The following is a 17,202-nucleotide window of genomic DNA, read 5'->3' on the forward strand; positions in this document are numbered from 1 at the left end:
TTAATCCCGAGGCAACGTCTGACATATCATCTGGTGAATCCGGGTTTGCATTATTAATGAAATTCTGGAGAACATCCACACCGTCAATTTCACAATAAAAATCCGGAAACTTTTCTTTGTAGCGACGGTTTAACTCTGTCATCTGATTAAAACCAGCTGATCCGGTTGGCTCTCCGGATGAGTTAAATTCAGCCAGAATCACGATTTTCTGACCAATGTTTTTAACATATTCAACCATAGACACCATGTTTTGCATAATCAAATCGGTTTCGCTTAGATTATTGCGCCCAATCCAGAAAATGTTTATGCATTCATCGTGCAGATCAAACTGTGTGTCTTTGGATATACTACCCGTTACGTTAACGGTTGTTATTGGGTACACAAATAAAGGCACTTGCACCGATACAGGAACAGCATCTCCTGCTGTTTCACGGGTAAATACAGCGCTTGTTCCATCCCAGGTAAAAGTGCCGTCAACTCCCGCAAGACTGCACTTTAAAGCAACCGGAGAAGCCAGCGAGCGGCATGGCCCAGGGACAGCTGGGGTAAGTGTCACTGCGCCACTTGCCGGTATAGATCCACCGACTGGGGCGTAATATGCAGGTGCTCCACCCTGGCGAGCCGCGATAGCATCACTGGTCTGCCCGGCTAGTCCAAAGTTGTAGGTAGGCAACCCGGTAAGCTGGTAAATCCGTCGCAGGAATGCTCCATTGTTAATAAATGAATGACCCCATCCAACGATTTTTTTACGCGCAATATAAGCATGCGGAGTAAAGTCGGGTAGTTGTGCGTAAAACAACCCACCCGGAGGAGGGTCAGCACGGTCTGATTGCCACACGATACGATCCAGAACGTCAGGGCGAGGGTTGGTTTCATTGCTCGTCCCGCTCGTTACCTGTATCTGCTGGTTAGTGGAAATATCCATGACAGATACCTGATACTTCCCATTAGAATCAGGCTCAGACCATGGACACAATGGGTTAGTCTTTTGCGGCACTATTTCCTGAGACTTGGCATATGCTTCATCCCATAAAGGCTTTTTCTGATTATATTCTTCGTAGTCAATTAAAATGTTGTTTTCTGAGTCCACTAAAACAACTTTCGGATTAAATGCAAACTCATCAGGGTCTTTTATTTCCGTTGACTCTGAATACGCATTAAGAGCAGCTCTTTCACTAGCCGTCGGAATGCCATTAGGGTCAACATTAACACCTTCAATCATTAAAGAATCGCATTTAACAGCCGGGAATCGTGCCGATGTAAACCATCTTATCTCGGTGCCCTTTATGCCATAAATCAGGTTGCCATTCATGTCCTCAAGGATAACGTCAAAACCAAACCCGAACTCAAATTCACCATTATCATCATCGGAGCTAAATTTAGTCATATCACTAAATGTCACAAGGTTATCTTTTTCATCTGGTGATAGGATTCCGCTTATGTCAACTGGCACACCATTTACGGTTATGACACCTGTTTCAACTGAATCGAACTCAGCATCACCATAAAATTTAACCTTATTACCATTTAACGTGTAAATGATATTGTGCTCTGCGTCCTCCAAAAGCACATCAAATGGGATGCCGAATTCATACTCTCCGTCTTCCGGAAAGATAAATCTTGTGTTTTCGTTTAACCCTATAAGATTCTTTATGGAATCGTAAGACGGCATTTTACGCCCGGTAGGCTGTAACGTACCCGCATTATTGATGTACTCATCTGCAAGAGAGCTACCATTAGTACTACGTACATAGGTGGCTGAACCTGACGGTATATTCGCGATATCGTCCTGAGCTTCCGCGAGGGTCATGTACTGCCGGCTGAGAGGTATCAGGTTCTGCCGTGTCTCCTCTACGACAGCTGCGCCTGCTGCAAGCATCTTTTTGGTTGAGCCACGCAGGGTATCTCTTTCATCCCCAAGCCGGTCTATAAACGTGTCTGCCTCGCTATTCATGTAATCATCGTTAGCAAGTGCGTTATCGTTAAGGTCCTTCATGCTGTTTGAAGGGCGTGGGTTTCCGGTGTTATATCTTTGGGTCATATTTTTTCCTGTGAAATATTACCTGTTTTTCTGGAATGACATTTGTATAATTTATGGGTATAATAGGACCTGTTTTGAAACTAAAAACCATGGAGATGTATTTTGAGGATTCTTTTTATTTTATTTTTAACATTCATGTCACCCACCGTAACTTTTGCAAATAAGTTTGACGTTGGTTTTTTATCACCTAGTGGTTTAAATAAGGAGTTTGTTGATAAAGTTAACTTCGCCATGATCAATGTTTACAACGAAAATCAATTGGAAGAAAATTTAAAAATAGCCAAAAGCAACAATTTAATGCTGTTCCTTGATCTTGGGCCTTCTTTAAATACATCCCGAGACAATAATGACATTCGCGTTATTTATAAAGATTCAGAAAACATCGAGCATACTAAAATGCTCACCCCTTTAGATAAAAACAAACTAAGAAAACTACCCTCTCAAGAAGAATTGAAAATTAGAATAAACAAATACGTCCCGCTCATCAAAGAATACAAAAGCAACATCTCCGCTATATTTTTAGCAGACGAGCCATATCTCAACGGACTCAATAAATCAGATTTAGAGTCGGTGGCAAACTCAACCAGAAAAATACTTAATGACAACAATTTAAAAAACATAAAACTTGGCGTTATTTTTGCGAGCGCAATGTTTAATAAATCATTCGCCAAGAACTTAGACTCACTATCTGCCGAGTATGTAAAAACAATAGACAATCACTATAATGAAATTGTAAAAAAGAAGCAAAACAACCTAGCAACCGATGAGGAAATTGAATGGTTGCAAATAATCGAGAGAAACAGACTAACCACATACGACTCTGCCGGGAATATCTATACTGATGGTGGTATACCTAAAGGCTTTGATATCTATAGCTTTGATTTTTACCTATCAACAATATTGCTTGATAACTTATATCATAACGTTCCTGCTTGGTTAGCATCCCAAAAAATTGAAGACAGTTGCGATGTTTTTAATGGAAAGACAATGTGGGATATAAAATCCGAACTCAGTTTTTTCAGAACGGGTTCAATGAATACAACGCAGGATGATATACATAAAGACAAAGAAGTCCTTGATTCTTTGTATTCATGCCGTATGGGTGTTGTATTACAGTTATTAGAAAATGAAATAAAAAACACCTCACCCAATGGCGAGATAGTTTTGATTTCAGAGTCAAGCAGCAATGGTGTTATGGAATTTGACCCTCAAGGCAACATCAAAAATGGACAACCAGAAAAACTAATTGAACTTCGTGTTTTAAACGAAGTTAAGCGAGCAATTAACCTCATGAAAGAAACAAAGCATGACAACATCACTGGTGTTATGTTCTTTTTATTTAACGACGAATATGATAAAACAATAAAAATTAACATTGGTGGAGCCGCATCAATGCCTAGCGTTTTGAATGAAATTTACTCACTTAAGTAAAGTTGGAAGGGGAGTGAGAACTCCCCTTTGTCATTTCCCTATTACATCAAAAGTCACGAATATGTTTGAATTGGCTACTACAGCACCATTGTCCGCATATCTGGCACAACCATTAATATTCTTCTTTAAAGTCGTATTTGGATATGTATTGATAGAAATTACACGACTCACACCAGTAAAACTAGACTCTCCAAGGTCCAATCGTCCAAAAAAAACACCTTGTTTAAACAACTCAGCATCAGGTGTTATCAAAAAATTCCCATCTGAATCAGTCGTTATAGAAGTGCGCCCCCACTGCCTTACTAAACCCGATGCAAATTTTTGATAACCATTAAAAGAAATTGAACAATCAAACTTATCATCAATGATTTTATCCAACGCTTTAAGAACCTGCCCATCATCATTAGGATCAAGCGCTATCCCGGCCCCTTCAACCACATTAACCAATTCACGCTGAAATGTATTGAGCATTTCTGCATTAATAATGGTCGGTGAAATCCCATTAGCAACGTTGCCATTAGTATATTCACCATTAGCATCAGCAGTATCTGTAGTACTTCCAACTTTTCTCATGATTAACCTTTAAATGTTAGTTTCCTGAAATGTATCCAGAGGCGATATCAAAAATAGTTGCAAACTCAGGGGTGACTTCATACACCCCTTCGTCATTAAAGCCAAAATAGATATATCCGAATTTCACAAGCGTATAGGATGGAGACAGCGCCGAAATGCGACACTCTAGCTGCCGGTTTCCCCATGAACGTAATGGGTCTCCGCAATAACTTATCCCGACTCGGGAGTATGTTATATTCGTTTCCTCTCCTTCAACCATCCAGACAAATGGCCAGTCATCACCATTTAACCCATCACCACAAACTGATAATCCCGCTCGCGCCTGTCGGTATTCTTTAATTGAGATGGTATAACCCATTGCGGCAGCAATACTGATGAAATAGCTTTTTGACTGACCGCCGGTGCTTATTAATTTTGAGACGATTGCATTTTGTCGCTTGGCGATTGTGTCGACCTCGCCAATGGAGCAATCATCAGGTAATCCGAGCGTATTTTCCCAGTCAGTAAGCATGATGGTCGCTGTCTTCGGGAAAGCGCCACTAAGAAGAGCCTGAGCGTCATTATCACTACGTTGAAAACTCCTTGCCAGCGCCCGAAGCACTGCCGTCTGCACAGCGTTTTTATCTCTTGTCCAGGCTCTCCCTGACGGGATTAGTGCCTGTAGCGCTTTAAGGTAGTCATCAGTTGAGAAGAGGCTCATGTATAGTTCACCTCGCCACGAACGGCCATCTCCCCTATTCCCGGCTCAATATTTGCAGATGGGGAGACCAGAATAAAACCAGCCGTGCCTGAAACGTCCCCTATCGCACGGTTGAGGTCTGAAAGATAGATTTTTCCTGTTCCGAGAGGATCAGCAGATTCAAACAAAACACTGTCAATAGCGTCAGCTATAGCAGCAGTTGTCGTGCTACTCGCATCAGAGATACCGCTTATCTCAAAATCAATAACCAGCTCAGTAGGCGAACAGATGTAATTCAGGGAAGTCACAGGGGCAAGTGGGTACATATAATCGGCTACCCTTCCCTGATCGCCCGTGGCCTTTACTGCACCCCATTCTTCCAGTTGTGATAGGCCATCCGTGCCAACCGGGAACCCATGGTTTGTCTTGTCGTTTCCATCACACATGATGTAAATCACAACGGTACCGGGACCCATTCCTCTCCGGCGGACCCATGCACGTGTAACACCGGATACTGCCAGAGCCCATGTACGATAATCAGTATCGCTGCCACCCTGCGGAGGATTTTGAAACAACAGAAGACCGCGCTGGCGAAAATCCTCTTCATCTTCAATATCAGCGCCGCCGGTGGCTGGCTGAATGAGCATGACCGTACTTTCAATGCCAGACACATTCGCATCAAGAGTCAGGATGGTACCGGCATCAGCATTTCCCAGGCTGCCACCTCCAGTGACATCCTCGGCGATATCAGGTAATACGGCGGTAACTGCAACGGTTGCTGTACCAGAGCTGCCGATCGTTACACCAGCATCAGTCGTGTACTGATACCCATCCGCGCGATTAATTACTGCACCCGCATCTAATGTCCTCCCTGATGTGCCTTTGATTTGCGCTTCAGGAGATCGAGCCGCGGTGGCTGCTTTACGGTAGGCCTGTTTAAGCGCCATCCATCCAGCAAGCCATTCATCTGTCGATGTAAAAGGGGTGCATTGCCGGGCAATATAATCCAGATACGCATAATGCAAATGCGCCATGCCAGCGTCCATATCCGCCAGCACCTTCAAATTTCCGAACCGCAGCAGGGCCCCGACCTTCTCCAGTTCCGCCTGCATGAACTGTTGATTTTCCGTTCTCAGCTCACTAAGCGTTTTTCTTTTAAATGGCATTGTTCAGTTGCTCCCATAACCAGAAGAATTTGAATTCTTGCCAGTCGCCATCCGGGGGAAGATAACGGATGATAAGATTCAGCCTGTTTGGAAAAACTATTTCTGAGGTCGCCTGTATTTCCCTGGCGATTCCGTCACTTTTTATCCATGCCAGCGCTTCTTCAGCATACTGCTCTGCACGCATAGCTACGTCGCGGGTCAGTTTTTCTCTCCGCAACAACCACAGACGTGAACCGATTGTTTTCTCGTTACCTAGATCGCCCCACCATCCCCGGCGATCAGTCCCTTCATATGGGTCATCTGCGCGCGCAAGCCCATCGGTAAAAAGGCTGATCAGCACGGCGGTATGCATGTCATTGTCAGAGGTGAGAATACCGAAATTCTCCTGCCAGTCGGCCTGCATCTCATCAATATTCCAGAAGGATGAAATATCACTCATCAGATACCTTCTCTGTGGTTTTTTCACTGGTGACAGTGCTTTCACCTGACTGAACCTCTTTCACGTCATGATCGTGAATGTTGTAGGCGTCACGCAGTTGTTTTACGGTTTTGGTGTTTGAATTGCAGTTGTCTACAATGTCGCCGGTGCACTTAAACATCGGCGTGTTGGCAAGGATGGAATCAGAGGCATTAATAGTGACGGTAGTGGCATTATTAACCTCTACGTTTTTACCCTTAGCATCAATGAAAACTCCATCTTCCGTCAGCAGGATATTCAGGCCCCACTGGTTATACATCACCGACTCACCTGACTTTAGTCCTGAATGCCGGTATCCCTGATGATTGGTTGCAATGACCACTGGATTAGAGCGATCGCCACCCAGGAATGCGAGTACAACGTCAGTCCCGGCAGGAAGACCGGATGAAAAGCCAAACTCTGCAAGCCTGTGCGCGCTGGCAACTTCCAGAGGCGTCTGATACTGCACGGACTGTGTTCCGCCATCATCCTTCATCGCAGTAATTCGACCCACACCCAGCATGCTGGCGATACGGTTAGCAAAATGGCGAAACTTGCTCATTGGTTGAATCCTGCAAGTTGTTGGTAGAAAGCGTAAGGCTGAACGGCAAACGCTTCTGGAGGCATTAGCGTTAGCCTGGCATGGGTGCCGTCGCTGTCGCGCATAAATGTTACGTCGGCAATCAGCAACTCGGTATTAGGCAGCTTTAGCGTGGGAATATTTACGGGTATCAGCGTATTTGGCTCCCATAGCTTCCCGGCTTTATCCCGCCAGCTATCTATCGTGACGCTTAATTGCTTTGAGCGTCCATAACGCCTGTTCATCTCCCAGTCAATCGCGCGCTGTGCCTGCTGAGACGCCATCAGGGTGCTTTCAACGATAACGATACGCTTTCGATAGCGCATTTTTGCCGCTTCCGGATCGCGCGCAGTAGCCAGAGTTACTGAGTCATAAGCAGTATCAGGTGAAAATCCAGCTATTGGTGAAACACTCATTGAGATGCCAACATAGTCAGAAAACCTTTCCGACATATCAGCGCGGTAGTATGCCTGCTCTATGTTTTCCCCTTCAGCGACACCACTGGCCGCGCGACGGGTTCCCACTCGAGTGAGAAACAGGTTACCGTCCGGAAGGTCATAATAAAGCAGCGCAGACCAGCGAGTTACTCGCTCAATTATTTCCTGCGGAGACTCCCCCCAGTTAATTGTGAACTGAGGTACATTAACCAGATCACTAACATCACAGGAAACGCTGATGCCATACCATGAGGCCAGACGGGAAGCGATACTCAGCGCATCACTTTGGTTGATGACATTGTTGGGCCACTCTGCAGAGCAGTCCACCAGATCCTGACACTTGCTGCGCCCGTTCGCCTGCACTTCATGCCTGGATCGAGTAATTGACGGCTCCCAGCTGTCAACATAGCCCGTCAGGACCAGATCATTACCGATGCGCACTTCGCAGGACTGTCCCTCCTGCACCAGTTGCTTATCATTAGTCCCCGGGTAATAGTCCATTAGCCCAAGACTAAAATCAGACGGGAATCGCTCTATGCTTCTGGTAACACGAACTGAATCCCATCCCTCTATTATTTTATTGCCTACCGTTAACCTAACCGTATCCAGATCGTCACTCATTGCCGTAATACCTTCATCGAAACAGGCATAAATGCCGGATGGGGAACACTGGACTCCTGAATCAGCTCGTCGGCTCTGGACGCATCCTGGTATAGGCGGCTGGCGAGAGTAAGCGCAGGAAGAGGCTGGGCTGAATTAAATTGCATTAACTCGCTCAAACCACCAGAAATGGCTGACATAGCCTCAAGAAATGAAGATCTGACCAGCAACAACTCACCGTATAAATCATCATCGGCTCTGTCACCAGCAACCAGAAGCGCAGCATCAAGCTGGTTAGCTACACGCTGGGTTATTTGCTCCGCTTCATCGCGGCTGGTAGGGTTGGAATCTGATGCCGCTGTAGCCATAGCAGCACTGCATAAGACGATAATCAGAGTATTAACGGTCTGTGCAATGTCGGCGCTTGAAGTAGAATTCTGATATTCGGTGCTGGTTGCATTTGCCAGCTTTTCCAGTGCCGTAATACGCTCGTTAATACCTCCGGTGCAGTTGAGAATATAATTAATTAAGTCGGCTGTACGCTGGATAAAATTATCAATAGTTGTTGAGTTATTCAGCGTAGTAGCGGCGTCAGTAATTCCCTGTCTGTCCATAATGGCCTGAGCAGATACCTGATCAGATAATAACTGAAAATCTTCCGCATCATCTGCAGATGTTCCACCCGTCAATCCAGAAGATGAGCCGCCTACAGTGCCTTTGCTATATCGACCATATCGCTCATTACCAAATGTTGATTTCAGCACACTACTGATATTTGTCACTTCATTAATGGTGCTGTTAACCATATTTGACCAAAAGCTTATCGTGCTTTTTATTGTTTTTATTGCCTGGCTGACCCCACGCATTTCAGCTTTAACACGTGCGATGGTACTAAGAACCGTAGTGCTTACCAGTTTCAGGTAGTTTGTTTTAACCGTTTTTGATGATGCACTACTGCCGGTTATAGCAAATACTTTAATACCGGACTCAATGAGTGTCAGGGTGAACTCAAATACTCTCCCACTCTTCATATCTCCGGAAAGGCTTAGGCCATTTTCAGGAACAGAAACAGTCATTTCACCAAGCGTGGGATGAATTAGCGTCCCGCTGCCCCTGGTTTCACAAGCGGCGATCAAAGCTATCCGCTGGGATATGGCGTCTCCACCACCGTATATGAGGCTATCCTGAACGAGGAACCCTTTGAGGACAAAACGACGGGTGCCTCTCCCCATATCTTCTATCCAGGCGGTATCCCTGTAAGGGTATTCATGCACTGCCTGACGGCGTCCGTGACTCCCCTCTTCACTGATGATGGCAAAGGGGACTCCACGGAAGGAGCATGGTCGAAGCTGACTTTGCCAGTCATCAACCGTATCTCCCCCCATCAGGGATGTGATCGCATCCTGAATGATTGCCATCAATCCTCCGGAAATAAAAAACCGCCGGCACAGGCGGTTATATATTAATAATTCATGGGAGTAGTGATTTTCCCATTATTTTCTACTTTATAGGTTTTCCTCTCTCCTTTATCGTTAATCATGGTTATTTCCAGTTTTAACGGTTGTTCAGCCAGGGCATCAGCAAGGGATCGAGTTATATTTTCGGCGATCACGTTAACATTTCCGTCTCCTTCGCCAGGAGACAGTATGGAAGGTGAGCGTCCTCCACCTCCTGCACCAGAAATGATATCCCGGCGCTGCTGCGTCAACCTTTCCGGGCTTCTCAGCCCAGACCAACGGTCATCCATAATGGCAGACTGAATAGCGTTGCTCAGTTGATCTTCCGTGTAGGGTTGTGAGCCCTGTTCGTGCTGAATCATTGAAGCCATTAATGCCTTGAGGACTTCCGGGTTATGAAGGTCAAGCCGTTGATCGGCTCCATACCCAGTTCTTGAGGTCACATCGTCAATATATGCACGCGTGTTATTTTCAGAACGCGGGGCATACGTATGAATAAATCCTCTTGGTGTATTATTTCCACGGTCACCATAAAGCATTAGCTGACGAGCCATTGCAGCGAGTCCGTCGTTATCACTGGAAAATGTAGAAAAACCCTGATTTCGCCCTGTTGAGTTTGAAGCCTCTCTCAGATTTCCAGGGTTATGGTTTCTAAATCCCAGAGTGTTTTTCCCATCTGGGTTATAAATGACAGGACCTCTTTCAGGTTGAGGTCTTGTAATAGCACTAACATCGTCAAGAAGTTGCTTAGAACGGTCCTGGCTGTAAAAATATTGACGATATTTCTTCCTTGCCTCATCGGTCATAACGCCAGCAGTCAACTGGTTTTTTTCATTTCCGTTGAGGCTCTTCTGAAATTCAGGATCTGCCAGCGCTCTGCGCATCAGCTCGGAGTCGTCGTCTTTATTTTGTCCAGCAAACCGTCCCATGGAAATGTTGTCGAAATTATTCGCCAGCATATCCGTAAAGCCATTCACCATATCGGTAAGGCCATTGGTATCAAGAGCGGCATAAACCTTACGTTCAAGCTTTGATTTGAATCCGTCCCAGGAAGCGCTCGCTTCCTTGACTGCAACATCGAAGCTTGTCAGTTGCTGGTTAAGGGCGGGATCCACCGTCAATCCCACCTTATCCGATTTTGCCAGAAGAGCAGCATATTTTGCGCCTTCACGCATGAGCGTCAGCATTTCAGGTGTTAAACCCATCGCATCGGCAAAAGACTTTTGTTGATCAGGCCGAAGTTTTGGGAAAATCCTTGCGATGGATTCAAGTGTCCTTAGCGTGTTGACAGAGCCATCATTATTTCTTTCAATTTGGGCGCCAATCTGTGCCATTGCAGCCATGACACCCGCATTTTTACCGCTATTTGCTTCGTTGAGAGACTTGAAAATTCCCTCGATAGAAGATGCAGCACTTTCACTGTCAGCCCCTACAAGCTGCAGGGCCCCGGAAAGTCGGGAAAAGTCCTGAACACTCATAGCAGTATTTTGCGCATGCGTGTTCAGGTCATAAGCGCCTCTGGCTGCTTCCCGGTAGCTTTCTGCAAGCTTACCTGTCGCATATGCAGCACCACCGATAGTACCGATAACTCCACCAGCCAGCCCCAGCCCAGCCAACTTGCCTGCCAGTTCTCCCACTATTTTCATGGGGGGGATCATGTCGCCAATAAACTGAACGTTATCGCGTGCAGTCCGGGCCATAATATCCAGCCTGGAATTATATCCGTTCAGCCCATCAATCGTCTCCTGCCCACCTAACTGCAAGCCCTGTCGGGTTTTCTCCAGTTGGGGTTCAAGGTTGCGAACAGCCTCGTCGATCTGTGCTATTGCTTCGCTGACATGATCACCGGCCACCAGTTCAAAATCAAAAGAGTTACTCATCGCGTGAAGATTTCCTGATTTTGTTAATCCTTGAGGCCTGTGATACCCACCACTTCAGACGGGAGTAGGTCATGCCCCACGCCCTGTCCTCAGTCCAGCGGAAATAAAATGTCACTTCAGCAGCAAGTTCCTGCCATGCTGTCAGGGCTGCCAGGTCAAAAAACTGAGCAGATAAACCTCGCACTTGCGGAAGTCGATAAAGTCCATCGGCTGCAGCACGCTTTCGCGGGTGTCTGATACCAGAGAAATAAGTAAGCGCATTGCCGCAAGAGAGGTTGAAGAAGACTGCTTTTCGTAAAACTGTTCAGCCTGGCTCAGTGTCGGCGCTTTAAGCTCAAGTTGCTCATAGCGCGTTTTCTGTGCCACATCTTCAAGAGGTGTGGTAAGAACAATGATTTTCGTACGTTCTAATTCAGCCATCTTAGTTCTCCGTGACCTCAAACCCTTCCCAGCGAACATCGAACACTGCATCTTCGCTTTCAACTTCCTGGACGTTTACCGTCCAGAGCCCTCGACCAATGATTGTTTTGCCATTCGCCAGTTCCGCGATGACGTTGACATTGGTCTGTTTGTTAAAGCCCTGCACATTTGTGCCGCCACTATCGCGCAGGCGGGCGGAAATGTACGGCGCAACAGGCTTTTCTTTATAACCGTGTACGCCATCCATTCCGGTCAGCGTGGTACGGTTTACCGTTGAGGGCTGGTATTTGAACGAGCCTTCAACCATGACCGACACACCGTTAACGGTGACATAGGCAGTACCGGCAATGCGGTTAGAAGTATCAGCCATTACTTATGCTCCTGTTGATTCAGCCTGCAGGCGGAACTGGTTAAGCAGCGCAAAAATACGCAGCTGATTGATCAGGGTTCCCGGCCACAACACATCGACGCGGTTCGGATTTGATGCGTTTTGTTCAACGATAATATTTTTCGCGAACGCTTCGGCATCCTGTGCATAGCCGTTAAACACCAGCGTCTGGTACTCAGCGATCTGATCGGCCTTGATGATATTAGGCGTGACAATCGGCTGCCCAGGTGCAAAACGGGTTCCGTCGGCGGCCAGCTTCATTCGCCCGAATTTACTGGTCACGGCGGTGCGAAGATAACGCGTGACGAACATCAGGCTGAACAACGTTTCTACCTGAAGATTGCTATCGTCTTCGTCGCCGTAGCTGTTTTTCTGATAGGTGGTGATGACGTTTTCAACGTTGACAGTTCCATCATCAGCGACGGTGTACGTTGAAATACCGCTATACAGAAGGTTATTACGCTCGGTCAGCTCAAACCGGTCTGACAAATCTGGTGCCAGAACACCATAAATTGGCAGGCTCTGCAGAGGACGACCTGGATCATTGCGCAGGCTCGGAGCAATAGCCCCAACCAGCGCCGCTGACCAGATGTAACGTGGAGTTGGAGAACGATAGACGCCCAGCAATGTTTCATGCTGGTTATTACGCGCCTCACCCTTCGTTCCCAGCTCGGCATAAGTTCCAGACGTAGTACCGAAGGCGTGGCCATAAAGTTGTTTATCCCACGCCCAGCGGCCAGAGGCATCGTTAAGAAACGCCTTCATCGCGTCAAGAGATGCGGTGTCGTCGTAGGGGTTAACGATAAAGTCAAAGGTTTTATCCTGAAGATTGCCGAGCGCATCGACAAAATCAGGAGCACCTGCGCCACCAGACATTGCCGTAATCGTGAGAGTCAAGCCAGCCGGTGTAACCTCACTCCCCTGCGTACCGAGATAGTTAAGGCGAATATCAATGCCATTACCCAAAAGCCCAGCATTTTTTGCGGTAAGCTCGACGGTATCAGTGGCGTCAGATTTTACGGCAGCAGTAACCGGCAGATCAGTTTTCTTGGAAATGGCTGCTACCATCGCTGCGGCAATCTGTACTGGCGTATCAGTTGCCAGGACGGTCATTTGCACGCGGATCCCGGCGATATAGAGCGAGATAACACCAGTCTCAGAAGCCTGCGAGGTGACTTTAATAGTCCCTTTAGCAACTGTCATAGATTCAGAGTCATCCGCCAGAGGCAGGATCCAGACTTCTGCAGCGGTATCATTCTTTTGATACGCCGTCATCATTCCATGCAACTGAGAACCTTTGCCACTCAGGTCCCCTACTCCATTCGGGGAGGAAACTTTAACAGGGATATTGGGCACCACTGATCCACTGGACAGCATCTGCCCAATCAGCAGAGTGCGCTGGGTTGCCGTAGCGGTATTGGCCATGGAGTTGTCAAACTCCACGTAAAACAACGGCGTCCGGAGGTTACTGGGGACGCGTGAAAACGGAACGGTCATTTACTGTCGCCCTCTTTTTGAGTGGTGCTCTTCACACCTTTTTCCTGAACCGGGATTACGTCGCCATCCTTCAGTCGGCGGCGCCAGAATGTATTATCCGGCACGTCAGCGCCTTCTTTGGGCAATGCTTCGCCCCGGACAGGGCAGCGCACGCTGAGCCCATCTTTAGGTTTTACAAACATGGATTACTCCTGAAGGTTAATACTGGTTCCCGGACGCGGCGTACCGTCAGGCATGGTTATAGTGATATCGACCCCTTCGAGCGGAGGCGGGGTAACAGGATAAAAATCCTCCGGCCCCTGATAATGCTCAATGTCGATTTCAAACAATAACTGCCCCATATGCGCCTCACCGTCAGCGTCAACATTTATCGTTGATCGCACTTCCGCATACTTCTGGATTTTTCTGGTGAGTTCATAGCTATTGATAACAGCCCTCTCAACCTGCTCTCGCAAATTTTCCAGGGCTGTTTCAGCACGCATAGCGCCATCATCATCAGTTTCACCATCATATTCCTGGACACGACCAGTAATACTAACGGTTGTTACTGTGGTGAAGGCTGGCGTATTACGCCCAAGCGCTTTCTTGTGGTCAAAAGGAGTCTGCACCAACAGCGCAGGATAAATCGCCGATGAGGTTGGCCAGTCTCGCGGAGAATAAACGCGGTCGCCCGCATCGGTATGACCGATAAGGGCTGTAACCACCATAGTGCGAATAGCTGAAGCATTCATCGTGATTTCACCACATTCAGAACCAGGCGAGATCCGCCATGGCTGTCAGGGTTGATATTGGACACCACGAATAACTGATTAATGACGTGACCACCCACAGTTTTAATGAATACCCGATCGGATACTTCTGGCTGAGGCTTCCCAAGACGCCGGAATTCGGCATCACGAACACCCAGCATTGGACTTGAGGTGTTAATCACAGAATCCCCATCAAGATTTTCATCTACCTGGGAATATCCGCGGTCAAAAATTCCGTTAATCGTGAATGGAGCACCGACTTTAGGTCGGTACTCATGCTCATCACCAAAGACACCATGAAGCGGACTTAAAAGATGTAAATCCCAGTCCACGCCCATAGTGATTACTCCGAAGTAACGCTAACCGCCGGGGCCGCAGAGAGTAAACGCTGGCGCAGAACCTGAATATCAGCAATAACGCCAGTAGCCAGCAAGCGAGCAGCGTCATCACCAGATACCCGAATGCGCGTATTTTCCCGGTACACAACGCCGTCATGACGGATACAGTTGCCTTTGAGCACAACATACTCAGGCGGTGCTGCTTCTTCGTTGCCTGACTCATCACCAACGGATGAATCTGCAACATCTCCGTTAAACTGCTGATCACCGGTATCTACGCCATCGGCGCCCGCCCCCTCAGCATTAAGGTCGTCAATCCCGGTCCCGCCGTCGTTCAGGTCATCCATGACCGAAGATTTCGTTTCTTTAGCCATATCAGACCACCATGGCGCAAAGCGACGCATTCACACGGCTTGGGATAACCAGCGGCGCGGACTGCATCAGGATGAGACGTTGTGCTGGGTTTTTGTTAACCCAGCTCTTGGGCGCATAGGCCAGCGGGCCATAGTTGAATTCCGGATCCAGAATGACGCCAAAAGCGCGAGTACCCATCAGGTCAGCTCCGCTCATAATGACTGCGCCATCAGGGATCATCGGCTTCTCGACATTGTCCAGCGGGTCAATGTACCAGTCGTTATACAACCAGAGGTCAAAGTTACCCCAGCGTCCCTTATAGACCGCGCCTTTGTTAACCTGGGCGCCAGCGTTAATCTGGTTACCGTAAGGGTTCAGGTTCGGGAAGGTGATGGCGTTATCTTTGATTGTGGTATCCAGACGGAACGCACGCCATGACTTGTTGGTGAAAACGAGGTCGGTTGGCACAGCACCGGAGTTCTTCAGGATTAGCGTCTGCCACTCTTCAATGTCATCAGACGGCTGGGTATTCGTTGCGCCGGCTGCGACAGACTGAGGCCATTTATCAGCGCCACTCAAGGTGATCGTCAAATCTGAAGAGCGCCCAAAGTTAACTACTTTGGTTTCATAGCCTTCACCGGCGACAGTTACCGTACCGGATACCAGTGCGCTAGAGGCCATCCATTCCAGACGACGATGAAGCATGTCAATCTGGTCTTCCATTTCGAACTGCAGGTTTAACATTTCGCGGTCAGCTGCGCTATATTCACCACCAATACGTTCGCCAATCTGGCGGCGAATAGGTTTGCGAAGGTCCGGCGCACGCAAATCTTTAATGTACGCGGGTTTGAAGGTATTAGTCTGGTATTTACGGCTCTCTACCACTTTACCTTCGACCAGAGGTGAAACAAACGGAGCCATACGGCGCAGACCAACATCAACATCGATGGCCACTTCTTCCGTTTCGTAGGTGATCACGTTTGGGAAGAAGCGGTCTAATAGCCAGTTCTGACTGGTTTTCAGGTTAGTAACAACCTGTACCAGCACACTGGTATCAAAAATATTTTCCATATTCAGTCTCATGATAATGCCAGCATTACGCTGGCAAAGATTGGAATGAGTTAGCCCCTGCCAGTTAAAGCATTAGGTCAGGTGACAAGAGGGGTAAATCAGGAAGCGGCTACTGGCGCCTGAAGGCTGTCTTTCAGGAAAATTGCCAGCGGACGAAGCGCAGATTTCAGGTCAGCAACGGTCCAGGTATTATCGTAAACGATACGGTTCTGATTAAACTCACCCATGAGGTACAGACCGCCGTTTTGATCCGTGGTTGAGGCGTCGACGTTATCAACCAGGATTGCTACCGGGTTTTGGCTGCCGTCAGTGGCAGTTTTTACACTTTTCGTGTATTTGCCACTAGCGGTGATTTTGCCGAGAACAGTACCGCGCAGAAAAGTACCCCCGGTAATGGTTCCGGAATCGGTAACCAGCTGAAGAGTGCTGACAACAAGCTGATCGGGAACGAACAGAGAGCTTTTCATACCCGGAGCGAACTGATTCTGACCAAACTGATCCATTATTTCTCTCCTTTGGTGGAGTTGTAGAGACTGGTCATTTTGCTTACCAGTGCCGATTTACCGCCGGGCTTATTTTCGCCATCTTGTCCGAGTCGAACGTTATGGCTTTCCTGCATACGCTGATCGAGAGTGCGCTTACGGGCGCTCTGGGGCTGAAATGCTGGCGCCGTAGAAGCCAGTACATTGATAGCGGCAGCAGAACTCATCCCTGTATTGAAAGCAAGCGATGCGGCCAGCGCCGGGTTCGCTGCAGCATGCTTACTGCCGAAGATACGAGCACAGCGCTTACGCTCGGCAATGCGTGCATTTTTCACCGCTTTGCTTTCTTTGCGGCCATCATCGCCATCATCGTCCGGATCGTCTTCTTCGGAAGCGTCCGGGTCATCGCTATCATCTTCGGCGTCTTCTTCAGGGTCTTCTTCTTCCGCATCGTTATCCGGGTCGTCTTCGGCGTCATCGTCACGTTCGTCTTCTTCAGCGCGACGGGCTTTAGATTTTTTGGTTTTTTTATCTTCATCTTCTTCAGATGCCGACGTACCACGTCCGAGAAGATGAGCAAAACTAAACGCTTTCTTTGCCAT

General features: G+C 47.6%; 19 protein-coding genes and 1 pseudogene. 1 reads left to right on the forward strand and 19 read right to left on the reverse strand.

Annotation, left to right across the window (positions count from 1 at the left end; translation table 11 throughout):
- Positions 1-2,041, reverse strand: a pseudogene (locus GT756_RS26055) (hypothetical protein); the annotation flags it as partial.
- A 102-nt stretch (positions 2,042-2,143) separates the two neighbouring features.
- Here GT756_RS26055 and GT756_RS00010 point away from each other — a divergent pair.
- Positions 2,144-3,472: a hypothetical protein gene (locus GT756_RS00010; protein WP_160124481.1), complete on the forward strand. Its 1,329-nt coding sequence runs from the start codon at positions 2,144-2,146 to the stop codon at positions 3,470-3,472.
- A 30-nt stretch (positions 3,473-3,502) separates the two neighbouring features.
- Here the strand turns inward: GT756_RS00010 and GT756_RS26060 are convergent, their stop codons facing one another.
- From GT756_RS26060 to GT756_RS00100, 18 genes are all read right to left on the reverse strand, one after another.
- On the reverse strand, positions 3,503-4,045 hold the full coding sequence (locus GT756_RS26060) for a hypothetical protein (RefSeq protein ID WP_071033504.1): 543 nt from the start codon (positions 4,043-4,045) through the stop codon (positions 3,503-3,505).
- Positions 4,046-4,061: 16 nt separating this feature from the next.
- Positions 4,062-4,745, reverse strand: a complete 684-nt coding sequence (locus GT756_RS00020; protein WP_048294795.1) for a YmfQ family protein — start codon at positions 4,743-4,745, stop codon at positions 4,062-4,064.
- Positions 4,742-5,890: a baseplate J/gp47 family protein gene (locus tag GT756_RS00025; RefSeq protein WP_160124482.1), complete on the reverse strand. Its 1,149-nt coding sequence runs from the start codon at positions 5,888-5,890 to the stop codon at positions 4,742-4,744. Before GT756_RS00025 ends, GT756_RS00020 begins: the two co-directional genes overlap by 4 nt.
- Positions 5,880-6,329 (reverse strand): phage GP46 family protein, encoded by a 450-nt coding sequence (locus GT756_RS00030; protein ID WP_048294792.1) that lies wholly within the window; start codon positions 6,327-6,329, stop codon positions 5,880-5,882. The genes GT756_RS00025 and GT756_RS00030 overlap by 11 nt, the downstream gene beginning before the upstream one ends.
- Positions 6,322-6,909: a phage baseplate assembly protein gene (locus tag GT756_RS00035; protein ID WP_048294789.1), complete on the reverse strand. Its 588-nt coding sequence runs from the start codon at positions 6,907-6,909 to the stop codon at positions 6,322-6,324. The genes GT756_RS00030 and GT756_RS00035 overlap by 8 nt, the downstream gene beginning before the upstream one ends.
- Positions 6,906-7,985 carry a phage baseplate assembly protein gene (locus tag GT756_RS00040; protein ID WP_048294787.1) on the reverse strand — a complete coding sequence of 360 codons (1,080 nt, stop codon included), beginning with the start codon at positions 7,983-7,985 and terminating at the stop codon, positions 6,906-6,908. Before GT756_RS00040 ends, GT756_RS00035 begins: the two co-directional genes overlap by 4 nt.
- Positions 7,982-9,382, reverse strand: a complete 1,401-nt coding sequence (locus GT756_RS00045; protein ID WP_160124483.1) for a DNA circularization protein — start codon at positions 9,380-9,382, stop codon at positions 7,982-7,984. The genes GT756_RS00040 and GT756_RS00045 overlap by 4 nt, the downstream gene beginning before the upstream one ends.
- A 44-nt stretch (positions 9,383-9,426) precedes the next feature.
- On the reverse strand, positions 9,427-11,301 hold the full coding sequence (locus GT756_RS00050; RefSeq protein ID WP_160124484.1) for a hypothetical protein: 1,875 nt from the start codon (positions 11,299-11,301) through the stop codon (positions 9,427-9,429).
- A gap of 141 nt (positions 11,302-11,442) precedes the next feature.
- Entirely contained in the window at positions 11,443-11,721 is a 279-nt protein-coding gene (locus GT756_RS00055) for a phage tail assembly protein (protein WP_049006256.1), read from the reverse strand.
- 1 nt (position 11,722) lies between these two features.
- Positions 11,723-12,091 (reverse strand): phage tail tube protein, encoded by a 369-nt coding sequence (locus GT756_RS00060; protein ID WP_048294781.1) that lies wholly within the window; start codon positions 12,089-12,091, stop codon positions 11,723-11,725.
- Between the two features lie 3 nt (positions 12,092-12,094).
- Complete coding sequence (locus tag GT756_RS00065) at positions 12,095-13,606, reverse strand: phage tail sheath subtilisin-like domain-containing protein (RefSeq protein ID WP_160124485.1); 1,512 nt, start codon at positions 13,604-13,606, stop codon at positions 12,095-12,097.
- Positions 13,603-13,788, reverse strand: coding sequence for a DUF2635 domain-containing protein (locus GT756_RS00070; protein WP_048294779.1), 186 nt, complete (start codon positions 13,786-13,788; stop codon positions 13,603-13,605). Before GT756_RS00070 ends, GT756_RS00065 begins: the two co-directional genes overlap by 4 nt.
- Positions 13,789-13,791: 3 nt before the next feature.
- The gene (locus GT756_RS00075; RefSeq protein WP_160124486.1) at positions 13,792-14,337 is read right to left on the reverse strand and encodes an ATP-binding protein; all 546 of its coding nucleotides are present in this window, start codon (positions 14,335-14,337) and stop codon (positions 13,792-13,794) included.
- Positions 14,334-14,693: a hypothetical protein gene (locus GT756_RS00080; protein WP_072061027.1), complete on the reverse strand. Its 360-nt coding sequence runs from the start codon at positions 14,691-14,693 to the stop codon at positions 14,334-14,336. Before GT756_RS00080 ends, GT756_RS00075 begins: the two co-directional genes overlap by 4 nt.
- A 5-nt stretch (positions 14,694-14,698) precedes the next feature.
- On the reverse strand, positions 14,699-15,067 hold the full coding sequence (locus tag GT756_RS00085) for a hypothetical protein (protein ID WP_160124487.1): 369 nt from the start codon (positions 15,065-15,067) through the stop codon (positions 14,699-14,701).
- A 1-nt stretch (position 15,068) separates the two neighbouring features.
- Complete coding sequence (locus GT756_RS00090; protein ID WP_160124488.1) at positions 15,069-16,118, reverse strand: major capsid protein; 1,050 nt, start codon at positions 16,116-16,118, stop codon at positions 15,069-15,071.
- A 98-nt stretch (positions 16,119-16,216) separates the two neighbouring features.
- Entirely contained in the window at positions 16,217-16,621 is a 405-nt protein-coding gene (locus GT756_RS00095) for a head decoration protein (RefSeq protein ID WP_064169643.1), read from the reverse strand.
- The gene (locus GT756_RS00100) at positions 16,621-17,202 is read right to left on the reverse strand and encodes a hypothetical protein (RefSeq protein ID WP_160124489.1); all 582 of its coding nucleotides are present in this window, start codon (positions 17,200-17,202) and stop codon (positions 16,621-16,623) included. Before GT756_RS00100 ends, GT756_RS00095 begins: the two co-directional genes overlap by 1 nt.

This window comes from Klebsiella sp. Q2, from assembly GCF_009900705.1.
In the GTDB taxonomy this organism is placed as follows: domain Bacteria; phylum Pseudomonadota; class Gammaproteobacteria; order Enterobacterales; family Enterobacteriaceae; genus Klebsiella; species Klebsiella quasipneumoniae.